This is a genomic window from Butyrivibrio hungatei (genome assembly GCF_001858005.1).
Taxonomy (GTDB): Bacteria; Bacillota; Clostridia; order Lachnospirales; family Lachnospiraceae; genus Butyrivibrio; species Butyrivibrio hungatei.
On sequence record NZ_CP017831.1, the window covers coordinates 1,528,671 to 1,545,970 of the forward strand.

The following is a 17,300-nucleotide window of genomic DNA, read 5'->3' on the forward strand; positions in this document are numbered from 1 at the left end:
CTATGAATATTAGAAGAGTATTAATTAATTTCATATTTGTTATTGTGTCGTTTATTTTACAGACTACTATTTTTCGTATTATTGACCTAGGCGGAATAACACCAAATCTGCTTATGATAATGACTGCTTCCATCGCTTTTATTAAAGGTGATAGGGCAGGACTTTTATCAGGCTTTTTTTGTGGACTTTTAGTTGATATATTCTTTGGTACATATCTAGGCTTTTTTGCTCTGATATATATGTATATTGGTTTTATTGTCGGCAAGCTCCACATCATTTTCTTTTCCCAAAATGTGGCAATTCCTATTGTGGTAATTACGATATCAGATATTATCTTCGGATTTATCTGTTATGTTTTGATGTTCTTATTTAGGACCAAGTTCAATATTGGCTATTACATGATGACAGTTATACTTCCGGAAGCTGTATACACTGCTATCATTGCTATTTTCTATTATCCTATAATCCTGAAAGTCAATAATGCTATTGATGAAAAGGAGCAAAGGAGCGCAAAGAAGTTTGTTTGAGAATATTAAAGAAGGATTTGTAAAGTTCATAACATCCAGAGCAGTCATTGTTTGCTTTGTCCTTTTTTCTCTTGCTTGTATCCTGGTGTACAGGCTTTTTTCGCTACAGGTAATTAATGGCGAGTATTATCTTGATTCCTTTAAACTTAGGATCAAGAAGGAAAAGACTATTCCTGCGGCCAGGGGTAATATTTACGACAGAAACGGAAATCTTTTGGCATATAATGAGCTGGCAAACTCTGTAACTATTGAAGACGTATATAAGTCTGGTTCAGGAAAAAATGCTGCAATCAACGAGACTCTTAATAGACTTATCGATATCATAGAACAAAATGGTGATAACGTAGATCATGATTTCAGCATTGTACTTAATGACAATAATGAGTTTGAGTTTAATGTAACGGGTAATTCACAGCTTCGTTTTCTTGCAGATGTTTATGGCCATACATCTATCAATGACCTTAAATACGAGGAAAAGACCAAAACAGCAGAAGAGGTTGTAAATGACCTTTGCAAGACCTTTGGTATTGGTGAATATGAGACGCCTGGCGTTTCATCCAGCTTTGTTCCAAGAAAAGGCTATACCAATGACAGAGCACTTAAGATATTGACTGTCAGATACAATATGAATGCTAACAGTTTCCAGAAGTACATTGATACAACAGTTGCTTCTGATGTTAGTGATCAGACTGTGGCTGATGTTATGGAGAATGCATACACTCTTGATGGTGTATCTATCGAGGAAAGCACTGCTAGAAAGTATGTTGATTCAGTGTATTTTTCTCAGGTTCTTGGATATACAGGTAAGGTTTCTGAGGATGAACTTGCTGAACTTCAAAAGGTAGATAGCAGCTATGGAATCAATGATATAGTTGGTAAATCTGGTATCGAGCAGGCTATGGAATCAACTCTTCAGGGAACAAAGGGTTCTGAGACTGTTTATGTTGATAATACAGGTCAGGTTATCGAAACAAGTAATTACGTTGATTCTGTTGCTGGTAATGACGTGTATCTTACTATCGATAAGGATCTTACTGAGGCATGCTATAACATCATTGAGCAGTCCCTTGCGGGTATCCTTGTTTCTAAGATACAAAATGTCAAAACCTATACATATACTGAGACTTCCAGCTCAAGCAACATTGTCATTCCTATCTATGACGTATATTATGCTGTTTTTGATAATGATATTGTAGACATCAATCATTTCTCATCTGATAAGGCTAAAGATACTGAGAGTAAGGTATATCAGTCTTATCTGGACAAGAATGCATCTGTTCTTGCAGAGATCAGGAATGAGCTTTTAGAAAAAAAGACTCCTTATGAATCTCTTTCTAAGGAATATCAGTGGTACATGAGTCACATTGCCGCAAATCTGTATTCAGATGGCATCATCAATTCTGCTTTAGTTGATAAACAGGATGCTACTTATATTGCCTGGACAACAGATGAGGTTATTTCTCTTACTGAGTATATTAAATATGCTATTGCTATGAACTGGGTTGATGTCAGCAAGCTTAGTATTGATAATCAGTATGCTGATTCAGAAGAGATCTTTAATCAGATTGTCAATTATATAATTGATGAACTATCTGCGGATTATGATTTCCAGACAAGGCTTTACAAATATCTTTTGCTGGATGGAAATATAAGCGGAACCGATGTATGTAACCTTCTTTTGGAGCAACAGGTAGTTGAGATAACAGAAGAAGAAAAGGCTTTATGGAATAGAGGCGGAGAGTCCTCATACACCTTCATGGTAAACAGGATCTCTAATTTGGATATCACACCTGCTCAGCTTGCTCTTGATCCATGTACCGGATCAATGGTCGTTACTGATGTTAATACGGGTGATGTACTTGCACTTGTGTCATATCCTGGATATGACAATAATATGATGGCTAATGGTGTAGATGCTGAGTATTACGCTAAGCTTCGTAGTGATAATTCTAATCCACTTTATAACTATGCTACACAGCAAAAGACTGCGCCTGGTTCTACATTTAAGATCGTTTCTTCAACAGCTGGTCTTATGGAAGGCGTGATAACAACTGACTCTGTCATATATTGCGGCGGTATATTTGAAAAACTTGATCACCCACCTAAGTGCTGGATCTATCCTAGAGGACATGGCGGTCTTAATGTTACTGGGGGTATCAGAAATTCCTGTAACTTATTCTTTTATGAGGTTGGCTATAGGCTTGGACTTGTTGGTAATTCATATTCTTCTGATATTGGTCTTCAGAAGCTTGCCAAATATGCGGATATGTACGGACTTTCAGAAAAGTCTGGTATCGAGATTGCAGAATCTGAGCCACAGGTTTCTGATGAAGACGCTGTTCGTTCTGCAATTGGACAGGGTACTAACTCATATACAACAGTTGGTCTTGCAAGATATGTTACAACTGTAGCCAATAGCGGTACTTGCTATAATCTTACTCTTATAGATAAGACTACTGATTCAAATGGAAACCTTTTGGAAGATTATAGTTCTTCTGTTAGAAATACTGTTGATATGCCACAGGCATACTGGAATGCAATTCATCTTGGTATGAGACAGGTGGTACAGGATAAGTCATATTATGCTAATCTTGGCGTTTCTGTTGCAGGTAAGACAGGTACTGCACAGGAATCAAAGAATAGACCTAACCATTCATTGTTCATTTGTTACGCGCCATATGAGCAGCCTGAAATAGCTATTGCTACTCGAATCGCTTATGGTTACACATCAAGCTATGCAGCACAGATCACTAAAGAGGCGCTTACATATTATTTTGAACTTAAAGATACTGATGATATTATTTCTGGTACAGCTCAGACACTGCAAGATGGTGCTACAAACGCTGACTGATTTGGAGATCGTATGTTAAAGAAATACAAGTTGTCTAATTACGACTTTGCACTTTTGCTCATGGTCATTGGACTTACAATCATTGGAATAATGAGTATCAGTTCTGCTAAACCTGATTTTGTTACAAAGCAGACTGCAGGTATGATTTTTGGAGTAGTGGTTATGATATTTTTATCATTGCTGGATTATGGCGTTATACTTAAGCTCTTTATACCATTTTATTTGATTAATATTGTCTTGCTTGCGCTGGTCCTTTCTCCTCTTGGCAGCACAACAAACGGTGCTCAGAGATGGATCAGCCTTCTTGGCATTACCTTTCAGCCTTCTGAGGCAGCTAAAATATTATTGATTTTATTTTATGCGCAGTTTATTATGAAATATAAGGACAAAATTAAGAATTTTGGCTTTGTTGTCATATGTGTAATTCTTTTAGCTTTACCTTTGGGGCTCATATATATGCAGCCTGATCTGTCTACTTGCATTATGCTAATGCTTATTTTCTCATCTATAATGTTTGTTGCTGGAATAGATTGGAGAATAGTTGTAGCAGTACTCGGAGTCTCCATTCCTGCAGCACTGTTCATTATTTATAATGCTGTTCAGGAAGATACAAGCATTCTTAAAGATTATCAGCAGAGGCGTATTTTGGCTTGGCTCCATCCTGAAGATTATGCTAATGCCGAGGCTTATCAGACTTTAAATTCAATGATGGCTATTGGTTCCGGACAGATATTTGGTAAGGGCTATAATACTAATGAGATCAGTTCTGTTTTGAATGGTGGCTTTATTTCTGAGTCACAGACAGACTTTATCTTCACTGTTATCGGTGAAGAATTTGGATTTGTGGGTTCAGTGATCGTGCTTGTCTTGGTCTTTGCTATTGCTATTGAGTGTTTTATTATTTCAACAAAGGCAAAGGATAAAGCAGGAGAGCTTATTGCAGCTGGTGTTGGTGCTTGGATAGGTTTTCAGGGCTTTATCAACGTAGGCGTGGCAACAGGCGTGCTTCCAAATACTGGATTGCCACTGCCGTTTGTTAGTTATGGATTAACATCACTTCTTAGTGTTTATGCAGGCATAGGCTTTGTATTAAACGTTAGACTTCAAGGTAATAAAAATTTGTTTGGGAGGTTATGATTAGATGAATATCGCACTGATCGCGCATGATGCGAAAAAGAAACTTATGCAGAACTTCTGCATTGCATATAGAGGTATCCTTAGCAAAAATGATCTTTATGCTACAGGTACAACTGGTAGATTAGTTGAGGAAGTAACAAATCTTTCTGTGCACAAGTATCTTGCTGGACATCTTGGTGGAGCACAGCAGCTTGGCGCAGCTATTGAACATAATGAGATCGACCTTGTAATTTTTCTTAGAGATCCTCTTACAGTTAAGTCACATGAGCCGGATATCAGTAATATTATGTCACTTTGCGACATGCATAATATTCCTGTAGCAACTAATCTTGCTTCGGCTGAGCTTCTTGTAAAGTCATTGGATAGGGGAGATCTTGAGTGGCGTGAAATGTACAAGTAAGTTTTTTAGACTGATAACGTTAATAACAGTGGTAGCTTTTTGTTTAAGCGGCTGTTCTTACTTTTCTTACTCTGCTAAGTATTCTGTTTCTTCTTCTACAGCAGATGCAAGGGATTCTGAAGTTTATCCAACCTTCGCATCTGATATCTGTGTAGCCAATACAGATGTGAATCAGGATAGCCTTGAAATCGGCGATTCATTAAGTGCGGGTCTTTTTGACCTTAATAGCAGAGAAACCCTTTTTGCACAAAATGTAAATGATAAAGCACTTCCAGCCAGCCTTACCAAGGTTATGACTGCCTATGTTGCGCTTAAATATGGCTCTTTAGACCAGGTGCTTGTTGCTGGTTCAGATGTATATGTAAATGAGAGTGGAGCGCAGAAGGTCGGCCTTAAAGAGGGAGATAGAATGACCCTTGATCAGGCCCTTAGACTTCTTTTGATCTATTCTGCTAATGATGTAGCTAACCTTATTGCTTCTAACATCGGTGGCTCTATCGATGGCTTTGTAGATATGATGAATCAGGAAGCTATAAACATTGGTGCGACTAATTCTCATTTCCAGAATCCCCATGGACTTCAGGCAGAAGACCATTATGTAACTGCTTATGATATGTACCTTATCTTTAATGCAGCCATGGGCTATGATACCTTCCAGGAGATCATCAATATGAAGGAGTACTCAACTTCATATCAGACTGCATCAGGTGGTACTAAAGATGTGTCAGTTTCTAGTACTAACGGCTTTGTCAATGGTAATTCCAAAGCTCCATCAGGTATTACAGTAATAGGTGGTAAAACAGGTACTACAACAGCTGCTGGACATTGTCTTATACTACTTGCAAAAGACGGAAATGAAAATCCCTATATCGCAGTGATCATGCGCGATACAGACTCTGGGACTCTGTATAAAGACATGTCGAATTTGCTCTCTGAAATCACTAATTAAGGTTGTCATTTATTAGTTAATATTTTATAATTAATACATGAAATAATTCTAACTTGCAGGAGGGTATGCCGATGGTTCAGTTAATTGTTGGGAAAAAGGGAAAAGGAAAGACCAAATGCTTATTGGACAAGGTTAATACCGAGGTTCAGAATGTACTCGGAAGCGTAGTATTCTTAGATAAGAATACCAAGCACATGTATGAGTTAAACAACAAAATTCGTCTTATTGTAGTTCCAGAATTTATGGTTTCAAATGCCGATGAATTTATCGGATTCGTAAGTGGTATCATTTCTCAGGACCATGATCTCCAGCAAATGTATTTTGATAGTTTTTTGAAGATTTCTTGCCTTGAAGGTGAGGATATTTCCAAGACAATTGATAAGCTTGAAAAGCTTAGTGAAAAGTTCAATGTAGACTTTGTTCTTAGTTTATCTATGGATGAGTCAGAACTTCCAGAAAGTGTTAAATCCAAGGTTGTAATTTCACTTTAATGTTAAAGTATTATTTTTATATAAGCCGCGGTTTTCCGCGGCTTATATAATGTATGAATGGAAAAGATATGTCAGATAGATCAGGCAATAAATTAACTAGATATCCTAAAAATTTGAATAACATAAACATTGGTATGGTATTCTTTGCTGTAATGGCAATCTACATCTTGATCAGTGTTGTTACTTATCTTAAAAAAGACCATATGATAGGCTACCAGGTAATTGAAGGTTCCCTGTCTTCAAATAATATCTATACAGCAGTTGCACTTCGAACAGAAAAGATCATTACCAGTGAAAATGCTGGATACATCAACTATTTTGCCACAGAAGGCGGAAGAGTTGCCGTTGGCAATCTTGTATATACCGTTGATGAATCTGGTCAGCTTCTTGAATACTTAAAGTCACAGGGATCTGAAGAAGTTGCCCTTAGTGATGAAGATCTTTCAGAGCTTAGAACACAGATAGTTAACTTTGATTCTTCTTTTGATGCTAATAGTTTTTACACTGTATATGATTTCAAGATAAGTCTTGATGGTACAGTTCAAAAGCTTTCTAATAGCAGTATTTTGCAGAATATTCAGTCCCTTAATGAAAATAGCGGAACTCTTTCATCTATCATTTATAAGAATGCGCAGGATACTGGTATAGTTGTTTATTCAACAGATGGTTATGAAGATCTTACCCTTCAGACAATTACAGCTGCTCATTTCGATGAGTCTGCCTATGAAAAGAATCAGCTTATAAACAATACTCTTGTTAAACCAGGCGATCCTGTTTACAAAATATGTACTAATGAAGAATGGTCTATTGTTATTCAGGAAAATGATCCTGAAAGGGTAAAAGAGCTTGAAGAACTTGAATATGTAAAGGTTCGATTTATTAAGAACCAGGATGAGTCCTGGGGCAAGGTTTCTACATATACAAACGCTGATGGAGACACCTTTGTAATGCTTACATTTACAAACTCCATGATTACGTTCTGCAGAGACAGATTCCTTAGCGTAGAGATCATTACAGAGGATGAGACCGGGCTTAAGATTCCTAATTCAGCAATCGTTAATAAATCCTTTTATTTAATACCTAAGGATTATTTGATCAAAAATAATGACAATTCTACTGGCGTATTGAGAGATAAATACGATGAACAGGGTAATGAAACTACAGAGTTCATTGAACTTTCAATCTATAATGAGACAGAGACTGAGTATTACATTGATACTGATACTATCAGAACCGGTGATATATTGATAAAGCCTGATTCGAATGATAGATATACAGTAAGTAAGACTGATACACTGATCGGCGTTTATAATATAAATAAAGGCTATGCTGATTTTAGACAGGTTAAGATCCTGTATCAGAACGATGAATATGCAATTGTCAGGTCTAACACCATGTATGGCCTGAACGTATATGATTACATTATTCTTGATTCTTCTGTTATTGATGCAGATGCAAGTAATAAACCTGTTACAAATAGTGATGATTCTTCAAATGAGTCTTCTATAGATTCATCAGGTTCAGAAAGTAGTGAAGAAGAGGCAAAAACTGCTAATAGCGATGCTTCAGTAGAGGAAACCTCTGAAGATATCCCTGAAGAGGAAAATGGTGATGAGTTAAATGAGGGTTCCAATGAGGGTTCTGAACTTAGTTCTTCTTAATTAAATTTGACAGATTATGTAAAACTAAGTTAATATTATATGTGATTTGTTGGGAAAAATTTTCGAGGAGTTTTAATACAATGAGCGTAATGGATAAGTTTTTAAAAGCAATTCAGCTTAATGGGGATGACGAAAGCGGATATTATGATTCCGATGACGGCTACTATGATAGCAGCTCAAAGAGTGATTCAATAAATACTGGAGCACCAGTTGGTAAAGACGATCCATCAATTGATGTTTCTGAAGATAAAGCAAAGAAGCCAATTCCTAAGGTACCTTCAAAATCCAGAAAGGCATTGTCTACAGCAGGTATGGAAGTTTGTGTTATCAAACCTACCTCTGTTGAGGATGCAAGAGAGATTACAGAGACACTTTTAGCAAATAGAACTGTAGTGCTTAATCTTGAGGGCCTTGATGTTGATATTGCACAGAGAATCATTGATTTTACATCAGGTTCAACCTTTGCTATATCAGGTAACCTTCAGAAGATCTCAAGATATATATTCATTATCACACCTGCTTCAGTTGATATATCTGGTGATTTCCAGAACATATTAAGCGGAACCTTTGGAGGCGGTATCTCAGAGGGACCACAGCAAATTGATTGAGAATATCAAGCTGTTGACAAAATGTTAATTAGTCAACAGCTTTCTTTTTATGCTTAAGGAGATAAGGCCATGGAAAACAGAATGACTGTAAATTACAACAACAAGCCATGTTATGACATTCTTTTTGAGAAAGATTTTGATAAGCTGGCTGATGAGATTGATAAGCTTGGATTTAAAGATAGAAAATTTGCGATCATTACAGATACTAATGTAAGTAAACTTTATGCAGAAGAAGTCAAGGTGAAACTTGAAGCTCTTTCAGCTAAGATAATTATATTTGAGATTCCTGCTGGTGAAGAAAATAAGAATCTTACTGAGATTGAAAAGATATATGAAAAGCTTATTGAAAATAAGTTTGACAGACATGATCTTATAATTGCACTTGGCGGCGGAGTTGTTGGAGATATGGCTGGCTTTACAGCAGCTACTTATCTTAGAGGAATAGCTTTCATTCAGATTCCAACAACACTTTTGGCTCAGACAGATAGTAGTATTGGTGGCAAGACCGGTGTTGATCTTAATGGTTACAAAAATATGGTGGGCGCTTTTTATATGCCGCGTCTTGTTTATATGAATATTTCAACCCTTAATTCTTTAAGTGGAAGACAGTATGCATCAGGCTTTGCTGAAGTTATGAAACATGGACTTATTAAGGATGCTTCATTTTATTCCTGGCTTATCGAGAATATGTATGAAATTGATGACAAGGACCCTGATGTTGTTCTTGAGATGGTTTACAGAAGCTGTGACATCAAAAGAGCTGTTGTTGAAAAGGACCCTACAGAAAAGGGAGACAGAGCTCTTCTTAACTTTGGTCATACACTTGGTCATGCCATTGAAAAGTCAAAGAACTTTGAACTTGCCCACGGTGAATGCGTAGCTCTTGGTTGTGTTGCAGCTGCATTTATTTCCTGGAAGAAAGAAATGATCTCTATGGATGAGTATTATGAGATCAGAGATATGTTTGTTCCATTTAACTTGCCTATTTCCGTCGAGGATATTAGTATTGACGATGTAATTGAACTTACAAAGTCAGATAAAAAAGCTGATGGAAACAAGATAAGATTTGTTCTTTTAAAGAAGATCGGAAAGGCTGTTGTCGACCTTACTGTTACTGAGGATGAGATGAGAGCGGCTTTAGACGAAATAATATATATTGAAAATAATGACTGATCTAGGAGTTTGTTATGAATAAGATGTCAAAAAAGAAAAAGATATTTTTAATCGTTGATCTCGTGTTAGTAGTTCTTTTTGTAGCACTTGATCAGCTTACCAAGCAGCTTGCATGCGAATATTTACAGGATAAGCCAGCTATAGTTATCTTCAACAATGTTCTTGAGCTTAACTTTCTTAAAAATAGCGGCGCAGCATTCGGTTTATTCCAGAATCAAAAGGTATTTTTTGTACTTGTTGCTGTTTTGATCCTTTTTATCATTGCGTATGTACTTTTCAGAATGCCTGATGACAAGAAATATGATATTATGCATATTCTTCTGGTTCTGATAGCAAGTGGTGCTGCTGGAAATATGATAGACAGAGTAAGACAGGATTATGTTGTAGACTTCATCTATTTTGTTATCATCAATTTCCCAATCTTTAATGTGGCTGATATTTACGTGACAGTAGCAACCTTTTTATTTATCATTCTTTTCCTTTTCTATTACAAGGAAAATGATTTTAACTTCTTAAGCTTCAAGCAGCAAAAGAAATTCAGGGAAATTAAATAATGGATAATGACAATAATCTTTTTGAGTATTATGTAACAGATGAATATGACGGATACAGGATCGATAAGCTTATCAGCGAGCTGATCGATTCTTTTTCTCGTACATATATCAAAAAGATAATTGATGATAAAAAAGTATCCTGCAATGACAAGATCGTTAAGGCCAGTTTCGTTGTGTCTGAAAATGATCATATTAAGATGGAGATTCCTCCTGTTGAAGTTCCAGAGATCTTACCTCAGGATATTCCACTTGATATTTTGTATGAGGATAGTGACGTTCTTGTTGTGAATAAGCCAAAAGATATGGTTGTTCACCCTGCAGCTGGTCATTACAAGGACACTTTAGTTAATGCAGTGATGTATCACTGTAAGGATAATCTGTCTGGAATCAATGGCGTTTTAAGACCAGGAATAGTTCATAGGATTGATAAGGATACAACTGGTTCAGTTATTATCTGTAAAAATGATAACGCTCATCAAAAGATTGCTGAGCAGCTTAAAGAACATTCTATTAACAGGGTTTATCATGCTATCTGTTACGGTATCATCAAAGAAGATGAAGGAACTATCAGTACACTTATTGGCAGGAGTCCTAATGATAGAAAGAAAATGGCAGTTGTTCAAAGTGGTGGTAAGGAAGCGGTTACTCATTTTCGCGTTTTAAAGCGATTTGAGGAGGATTCTTTTACCTATATAGAATGTAAACTGGAAACAGGTAGAACCCACCAGATTCGCGTTCATATGGCTCATATTGGACATCCTCTTTTAGGTGATGAAGTTTATTCTTCTAGAAAAAGTAAATTTAAGACAAATGGTCAATGTTTGCATGCAAAAATATTAGGTTTTGTACATCCTACAACTAATGAGTATATTGAGACAAATGCACCTCTTCCAGAGTACTTTTCACATTTGCTTGATGTTCTCAAATAGAGTAAAATAAAAGAAAAAGGGGGAAGGAGTATTTATGAATACTATAATCACTATTGGAAGACAATTTGGATCAGGCGGAAGAGAAATAGGGGAAATGGTAGCAAATCACTTTGGAATAAAGTGTTATGATAAAGAGCTTCTTTCACGTGCAGCTAAGGAAAGTGGTTTTTGTGAAGAGATGATCCAGAACCACGATGAAAGACCTACAAATTCATTTCTTTATAACCTGGTAATGGATACATATTCTTTTGGCTATAATTCATCTAGTTTTGTAGATATGCCTATCAGTCATAAGGTATTTCTTGCACAGTTTGATACAGTAAAGAAGATTGCTGAGGAAGGCCCTTGCGTTATCGTAGGAAGATGTGCAGATTATGCTCTTAGCGAATTTCCAAATGTATTAAATCTTTTTATCTGTGCTGATGAAGAGTCCAAGATTAAGAGAATCAGAGAGAGATTTGATGATATTACTTCTGATGATAAGGCCAGAGAAATGATGAATAAGAAAGATAAGCAGCGTCAGAGCTATTATAACTACTATTCATCCAAGAAATGGGGAAGAGCTGATAGCTATGATCTTTGTATCAATTCCAGTATTCTTGGCATAGACGGTACAGTTAAGTTTATCACTCAGTATATTGAAGATTTTGAGCAGGCTAGAAAGGCTTGAGTTAATAGAATAATTAAATGATTTAAATAAACTTTCAAGATAGGTTTTTCTGTTTTGAAAGTTTATTTTTGTTTGGAATATTGTTTATTCTTTTTTAATTGTTATTCATTAATTTGGATGATATGCTGACTTTGTAATGGATAAAACAATAGGAAAAGTGTGCAATTGTAATAATATAGTTTGATCACAGAATGGAATCTGTGCATGATCTTTCAAGGAGGAAAGCCATGAATACTAATATCAGTAATTCAATTAGTAAGTATCTTCAAAACAGTAACATTGGCAAAAATCTTACCGTAAAAGGTAAGGCTAAATCAGAAGCAAAAGATATAGGCTCAAAAAAGGATGTAAAAAACACTGTTTTTGGTACTGGTGTAGGTAGTAGCGCATCTGTTGAGTTCTCTCCAGAAGTTGAGATGTTTGGCAAGGTTGTCGATATGCTGCAAAAGAAATACGAAAATGCAGACATATTTGTTGCAGGGCCTGATGACGATCTATCTCAGATAGGTGGAGATCTTGAGTACAGTATCATTTTATCTGAAGATGAGATGAAGCTTTTAGCATCTGACGATGAGAAGGATAAAAAGGCTAAGGATAAGCTTCTCAAAAATATTGATGATGCTATGAATAAGATCAGCGATCTTAGTAAGAAGATAGAAGAGAACACTGGTGATGACGATGAAATTTCCAATTTTGGTATCAGTATTGGAAAAGATGGAAAGGTAAATTTCTTTGCCGATATAAATGGTCAGTCATTTAAAAATACATCAGTCGATTCACTACTTAAATCTATTGTAAGTTCTAAGGCATAATCTGTAATAAAACGTAAGCCTGTAGGAATAGAATTTCCTACAGGCTTTATTATGTTCTTATTATTATCTTAAACCTTGAAGTAATGATCTTGAATCCTTCATTGCCGTATCTGAAGCTTTTGCATATATATTTGTTGTCTGTATGCTTTTATGATTCATTTTCTTTTTTAACAATAAGATATTGTTGTTACTTGCTGCATAAAAGCTCATAGCAAAGCTGGAACGAAGCTTGTGTGGGGAAATTATCCTGGCTTTTTCTGGAAGGCAAACAGATACATATTTTTTTACCAATATTTCTACAGCTCTTACGCCTAGTCTATTACCGGTAGAAGTAGTAAAAGCAGGGAATTTTAGGTTATTTATGCCGTATTTGGCCTTTTGTGATGAGAAGTATATGTCCAGATAATCCCTGCATTCATCACTAAAATAGACAATTTGAGTATCGCCACCTTTTCTGGTAACAACAACGCTGCAATCATCAAGGTTGTAGTCGATAATATCAGTATCAAGCATCTCAGATACACGAAGTCCAGTATCTAATAATAAGAGAAACATTGCTGAATCTCGATCTGCATAGATATAGTGTACCTTGGCAACGGATTCGTGCAATTTGGTTCCGTGCCTAACAGTATCTAAGAGTATTCTTTGCTCATCATTTGTTAAATAAATAACATCCTTTTCAGGAATTTTAATTGTCTTTGTAGCGGCAATTGGGTTACGAGGCATTTTACCTGTAGCTACGAAAAAGCCATACATACTTGATAATGAAGCACGTTTTCTTTTAACTGTAGATTCCTTATGATTACCTGAAAGCGTTGTCAGGAACCTGTTAATATCAAGAATCTCTACAGAAGCTACATCATCAATAGTGAGTCCCTTTATGGATTTTTCGCTGTACTGAGGAAGGAAATTTATAAGATATTCTAAGTAGATCTTAATGTCACGACAATATTCAAGTTTAGTGGCATAATTTTCAACACGACCAAAGTTGTAAATGAAGTCGCTGACAAAATCAGGCATTTCATTTAAGAGTGCGTTTATCTTGTCGGAATAGTTTATCCTGTTTGTTGGCATATTAGATTCCCCCAAAAATAAAATAGACCTTGAGGCGCTGATAAAGCCAAAATTTTGGCCTTATTTTGCCTAGGTCTATTATATCACAGTTTCATTTTTTCGTAAAACTAGAATTTTGCGAAAAAGTTTATTACTATCCCCAAATGTTTATTTGTATAGATTTAGCTTGTGTAGGTATCATAGATGTCAACATGATCATATATACATCTCCAGGTGCTCCAAGCATCTGCAGTTACGCATATATAATGTGAACCGTCATTTGAAATCTGATAACTTGCTCCGCAGCAACCTGATTCGTTTACAAATCCTGTTTTAGCGCCAACAACATCACCATGAGTATCTTTATCCTCAATACGTCTAAGGAACCAGTTTGAAATTGTTATTCCTTCTGGATGTTCTGAGGTTGGTGAAGTCGTGTAGGTTCTTGCATTTAATACTTCATGGCAAAGCTCGTTCTCTTCTGCTGCTTTGAGGATCATAGCCATATCAAGCAGTGTGCAGTAATGGTCTTTGTCGTATATTCCAATACAATTTGTAAAATGAGCTGTTGAAGAAATGCCTAGTTCATCGAGTTTTTCATTCATCAGCTTAACAAATTCTTCCTGAGAGCCTGAAACATATTCTGCAAGGCACATTGCAGCATCTGCGCCAGAAGGAAGTATTGTTCCATACATTAAGTCTCTTATGGTCTGAACATCTCCAACCTTAAGGCCTACAGCACTACAATCTTTGCTGAAAATATAATTGCCGATTTCCTGAGTCATAGTAAAGGTATCGTCAAGATTTTCTATATGTTCAGCCGCAACTAAAAGAGTTAATATCTTAGTCATTGAAGCTGGATTTATTCGTACATTGCCGTCTTTTTGTGCAATTACTTTTCCAGAATCAAGATCTACTAATACACCATAGGAACTCTGAACATTATCACTTGTAATAAGCTTGGTGTTGTCATCGATGGTCACTTCATAACCACTAAAGAATGAAGCTGAATCTTCAGATGTCTTGAGATATGGATTATCCTTTTCTATCACTACATCTTCAACTATCGTATCGACAATCGTAAGCTCTGCTGTTGCTGAATCTGTAGCTGTTTCTACAACTTCTTGTGTATTCGCATTATGAATAGACTTATGTATTAATGTAACTGCAAGGCAGATGACAGCTACAATGCAAGCCACAAGTAATGATAAATGAAGTATTATCTCGAATTTTCTTCTATTTTTATACTGCTGCGCAGTAAGACGCTGACCGTCTTTAGTTCTATAATTAGCTTTTCTATAATTACTCAAAGTAAAATCCCACCCAACAAAAGAATATAACAAGAAAATCTTAACATCTCTGACATATTTAGTTCAATGTAAAAAAGAAACAAAAAAGCCCTGATTTTTTTTACATATAGAGTAGAAAAAATCAGAGCCTTACTGCCTTTACGCTAAATCATATGTTTTTTTGAAGATGTTTTTTTCAATAATAAAAATATTATTTGGATCGTCTATGCTTGCAGCTATATAATCGCCTTTTAATCCAAGCATATATTTCTCATTGTCCCATGTAGTAAATAACTTGGTAGTCTTTGTAAGCTTTTTAGCATAGATATTGATCTCGCCATTTGAAATATATGGCTTAACTTCTGTGATAATATGATAGGTTTTACCTGTATCTGCATTTTTGATTATTGGTGAGTAATCTGTTGTGATCTTAAAATGTTTTCTGGTCTTAATATAGTTCTTTTTGAAAATATCTTCAGAAATACCGTATATTTCACCTGCTTCTGTAACAATAAATAAAGTGTTCTTCTTTATTTCTATGTTTTTGTCGCCGGATATTGTTCTGATGATAGCCATATTACCAGCTGGAATGTATTTCTTTGGATCTATAACGCCCACAACAAAGGGATTTGCTTTGTAGCGCTTCATTTTACTTGTATCTATTTTGGTTTTCTTGGCATATATAATATCGCTATTTTCAAAATAGTCATTTAATCTTTGTTTCAGGATATTGGAAATTGAGAATTTAGCTGATTGATCATCAATTTCTACATATTCAGGATAAATCTGCTTGATCAGATCATTTTTAAGAAGACCGCCGGCTTTTTCTATATGTCCACCTCCGGAACCAATCTTGTCCGAAATGAACATTGCTAGTTCATTTGCCTTTGTTTCCTTAGAACAGCTTCTGATTGAAAACTTAACGCCAAATGAAAGGATGCTATAAACAAGGCATACATCAACAGTGTCAATAGCAATGATAAAGTCTCCAATTAAACCTAGAATATTAGGATCGCAGGCTTCTGTCTTGAGGACAGCGTATCTGTTATCTGGATGATAATCAATGCCGAGCATTGCTACTCCTGCTACTTTTGCTTCTCTTAAAGTTAAGTTCATGTTTTTTAGCTTTAATATAAGAGATTTATCATAGTCTAGAAATTCGATCATATCTCTATCTAGAGGATGTGATATCTCTGAAAAAGAGTTTGTATCACAATAAAGACCATAATATAGCGCAGTTGAAATCTTTTTATCAAAGAAATCAATCAAATCTTCTAGCATTAAAAGGTTCCAGATTACTGTACAGCAACTACCAAGATTGCTTCGCACTTCATTTTGTTTTGGAAGTTTGGTTGAAACCTGGTGATGATCTATAACTGCTATTTCTTTGGCATCAAAACGCTGAACATTACCTTCTCCGTATTGGCAGTCAGTCATCAGAAGAAGGTCAGGTTTAGACTTGAGCTTAGTTACATATTCTATAGGGATGTGTAATTTATTGATAAGATATACAAGATTACTCTTTGTAACTTCAAAATTTCCGGAATAGATAAATCTTACATTTTTGGAAAAGAAAGAAAAATAGCGATACAACACATATCCAGAACAAAGAGCATCTGCATCTGGATTGTCGTGACATTGAATTACTATAGAGTCATAGCTAAGTAAACTTGAAAGTTTCATGAAATATCTCCCTATCAACGATTATTATATCATCAATAGGGAGAATCTTATTGGGATTTATTTAAATTCTTTTGAAAAATATGGGATTATCAGAGATTCGCCAGCCTTTACCTGATCAGCATCACTGATGGAATTGATGCTTAGAATCTCATTGATATAAGAATTCATATCTGAATATTTGCCACTATTATAGTTGTTGCTGGCAATGTCCCATAATGTATCACCGGAATAAACTGTAACAGTCTTGTAGTATTTGTATTCTGGCTCAAATGTATCAGATTGTGCATCTGTCAGGACTGATAATTTGAAGAACATCATTACAAATAAAAGAATTGATACGACTAAAGATAAAAGAATATATTGTCTACGAACTATTCTCTGTCTCTTTATCTTGTTCTGTCTAATTCTGATCTCACTTGGATCAAAATATCTAGGATTATTGTAAAGTCTTGCTGCTAACATTGCATCACTCATATCATCACCTCATTCAAAATCGAACATCTGTTACGAACA

Annotated in this window: 17 protein-coding genes; 13 read left to right on the top strand and 4 right to left on the bottom strand. The window is 35.6% G+C overall.

Annotated elements, in window-relative coordinates:
* Positions 1 to 2 precede the first annotated feature (2 nt).
* The 13 genes from mreD (at position 3) to bhn_RS07260 (ending at position 12,762) form a co-directional block, all read left to right on the top strand.
* A complete protein-coding gene (gene mreD, locus bhn_RS07200) occupies positions 3 to 527 on the top strand; it encodes a rod shape-determining protein MreD (protein WP_083385813.1) in 525 nt (174 codons plus the stop codon).
* A complete protein-coding gene (locus bhn_RS07205) occupies positions 520 to 3,378 on the top strand; it encodes a penicillin-binding transpeptidase domain-containing protein (protein WP_071176055.1) in 2,859 nt (952 codons plus the stop codon). The genes mreD and bhn_RS07205 overlap by 8 nt, the downstream gene beginning before the upstream one ends.
* A 12-nt stretch (positions 3,379 to 3,390) precedes the next feature.
* A complete protein-coding gene (locus tag bhn_RS07210; RefSeq protein WP_071176056.1) occupies positions 3,391 to 4,515 on the top strand; it encodes an FtsW/RodA/SpoVE family cell cycle protein in 1,125 nt (374 codons plus the stop codon).
* 4 nt (positions 4,516 to 4,519) lie between these two features.
* On the top strand, positions 4,520 to 4,915 hold the full coding sequence (gene mgsA / locus bhn_RS07215; protein WP_071176057.1) for a methylglyoxal synthase: 396 nt from the start codon (positions 4,520 to 4,522) through the stop codon (positions 4,913 to 4,915).
* A 28-nt stretch (positions 4,916 to 4,943) separates the two neighbouring features.
* Positions 4,944 to 5,864 (top strand): D-alanyl-D-alanine carboxypeptidase family protein, encoded by a 921-nt coding sequence (locus tag bhn_RS07220; protein WP_236845978.1) that lies wholly within the window; start codon positions 4,944 to 4,946, stop codon positions 5,862 to 5,864.
* A 71-nt stretch (positions 5,865 to 5,935) separates the two neighbouring features.
* On the top strand, positions 5,936 to 6,355 hold the full coding sequence (locus bhn_RS07225) for a twitching motility protein PilT (protein ID WP_071176059.1): 420 nt from the start codon (positions 5,936 to 5,938) through the stop codon (positions 6,353 to 6,355).
* A 113-nt stretch (positions 6,356 to 6,468) separates the two neighbouring features.
* Entirely contained in the window at positions 6,469 to 8,016 is a 1,548-nt protein-coding gene (locus bhn_RS07230) for an HlyD family efflux transporter periplasmic adaptor subunit (RefSeq protein ID WP_236845979.1), read from the top strand.
* 80 nt (positions 8,017 to 8,096) lie between these two features.
* Positions 8,097 to 8,624: a cell division protein SepF gene (locus bhn_RS07235; protein ID WP_071176060.1), complete on the top strand. Its 528-nt coding sequence runs from the start codon at positions 8,097 to 8,099 to the stop codon at positions 8,622 to 8,624.
* Between the two features lie 69 nt (positions 8,625 to 8,693).
* Positions 8,694 to 9,797, top strand: coding sequence for a 3-dehydroquinate synthase (aroB, locus tag bhn_RS07240; protein ID WP_071176061.1), 1,104 nt, complete (start codon positions 8,694 to 8,696; stop codon positions 9,795 to 9,797).
* Positions 9,798 to 9,811: 14 nt separating this feature from the next.
* Positions 9,812 to 10,351 (top strand): signal peptidase II, encoded by a 540-nt coding sequence (gene lspA, locus bhn_RS07245; RefSeq protein ID WP_193399767.1) that lies wholly within the window; start codon positions 9,812 to 9,814, stop codon positions 10,349 to 10,351.
* Positions 10,351 to 11,280: an RluA family pseudouridine synthase gene (locus tag bhn_RS07250; protein ID WP_071176062.1), complete on the top strand. Its 930-nt coding sequence runs from the start codon at positions 10,351 to 10,353 to the stop codon at positions 11,278 to 11,280. The genes lspA and bhn_RS07250 overlap by 1 nt, the downstream gene beginning before the upstream one ends.
* 34 nt (positions 11,281 to 11,314) lie before the next feature.
* A complete protein-coding gene (locus bhn_RS07255; protein ID WP_071176063.1) occupies positions 11,315 to 11,950 on the top strand; it encodes a cytidylate kinase-like family protein in 636 nt (211 codons plus the stop codon).
* 227 nt (positions 11,951 to 12,177) lie between these two features.
* A complete protein-coding gene (locus tag bhn_RS07260; protein WP_071176064.1) occupies positions 12,178 to 12,762 on the top strand; it encodes a DUF6033 family protein in 585 nt (194 codons plus the stop codon).
* A gap of 63 nt (positions 12,763 to 12,825) precedes the next feature.
* Here bhn_RS07260 and bhn_RS07265 read toward each other — a convergent pair whose 3' ends face one another.
* The 4 genes from bhn_RS07265 to bhn_RS07280 all read right to left on the bottom strand — a co-directional run bounded on the left by bhn_RS07265 (position 12,826) and on the right by bhn_RS07280 (position 17,261).
* Positions 12,826 to 13,836 (bottom strand): tyrosine-type recombinase/integrase, encoded by a 1,011-nt coding sequence (locus bhn_RS07265; RefSeq protein WP_071176065.1) that lies wholly within the window; start codon positions 13,834 to 13,836, stop codon positions 12,826 to 12,828.
* 161 nt (positions 13,837 to 13,997) lie between these two features.
* Complete coding sequence (locus bhn_RS07270) at positions 13,998 to 15,125, bottom strand: D-alanyl-D-alanine carboxypeptidase family protein (RefSeq protein ID WP_071176066.1); 1,128 nt, start codon at positions 15,123 to 15,125, stop codon at positions 13,998 to 14,000.
* A gap of 138 nt (positions 15,126 to 15,263) precedes the next feature.
* A complete protein-coding gene (locus bhn_RS07275; protein ID WP_071176067.1) occupies positions 15,264 to 16,787 on the bottom strand; it encodes a DHH family phosphoesterase in 1,524 nt (507 codons plus the stop codon).
* Between the two features lie 57 nt (positions 16,788 to 16,844).
* On the bottom strand, positions 16,845 to 17,261 hold the full coding sequence (locus bhn_RS07280; RefSeq protein WP_071176068.1) for a LysM peptidoglycan-binding domain-containing protein: 417 nt from the start codon (positions 17,259 to 17,261) through the stop codon (positions 16,845 to 16,847).
* Positions 17,262 to 17,300: the final 39 nt, after the last annotated feature.

What these genes read in the sequence shown, in the direction of transcription:
- lspA (WP_193399767.1), top strand. Translation starts at nt 9,812, where the DNA reads ATGAATAAGATGTCAAAAAAGAAAAAGATATTTTTAATCGTTGATCTC.
- bhn_RS07250 (WP_071176062.1), top strand. Translation starts at nt 10,351, where the DNA reads ATGGATAATGACAATAATCTTTTTGAGTATTATGTAACAGATGAATAT.
- mreD (WP_083385813.1), top strand. Translation starts at nt 3, where the DNA reads ATGAATATTAGAAGAGTATTAATTAATTTCATATTTGTTATTGTGTCG.
- bhn_RS07235 (WP_071176060.1), top strand. Translation starts at nt 8,097, where the DNA reads ATGAGCGTAATGGATAAGTTTTTAAAAGCAATTCAGCTTAATGGGGAT.
- mgsA (WP_071176057.1), top strand. Translation starts at nt 4,520, where the DNA reads ATGAATATCGCACTGATCGCGCATGATGCGAAAAAGAAACTTATGCAG.
- bhn_RS07260 (WP_071176064.1), top strand. Translation starts at nt 12,178, where the DNA reads ATGAATACTAATATCAGTAATTCAATTAGTAAGTATCTTCAAAACAGT.
- bhn_RS07275 (WP_071176067.1), bottom strand. Translation starts at nt 16,787, where the DNA reads ATGAAACTTTCAAGTTTACTTAGCTATGACTCTATAGTAATTCAATGT.
- bhn_RS07280 (WP_071176068.1), bottom strand. Translation starts at nt 17,261, where the DNA reads ATGAGTGATGCAATGTTAGCAGCAAGACTTTACAATAATCCTAGATAT.
- bhn_RS07225 (WP_071176059.1), top strand. Translation starts at nt 5,936, where the DNA reads ATGGTTCAGTTAATTGTTGGGAAAAAGGGAAAAGGAAAGACCAAATGC.
- aroB (WP_071176061.1), top strand. Translation starts at nt 8,694, where the DNA reads ATGGAAAACAGAATGACTGTAAATTACAACAACAAGCCATGTTATGAC.
- bhn_RS07255 (WP_071176063.1), top strand. Translation starts at nt 11,315, where the DNA reads ATGAATACTATAATCACTATTGGAAGACAATTTGGATCAGGCGGAAGA.
- bhn_RS07265 (WP_071176065.1), bottom strand. Translation starts at nt 13,836, where the DNA reads ATGCCAACAAACAGGATAAACTATTCCGACAAGATAAACGCACTCTTA.
- bhn_RS07210 (WP_071176056.1), top strand. Translation starts at nt 3,391, where the DNA reads ATGTTAAAGAAATACAAGTTGTCTAATTACGACTTTGCACTTTTGCTC.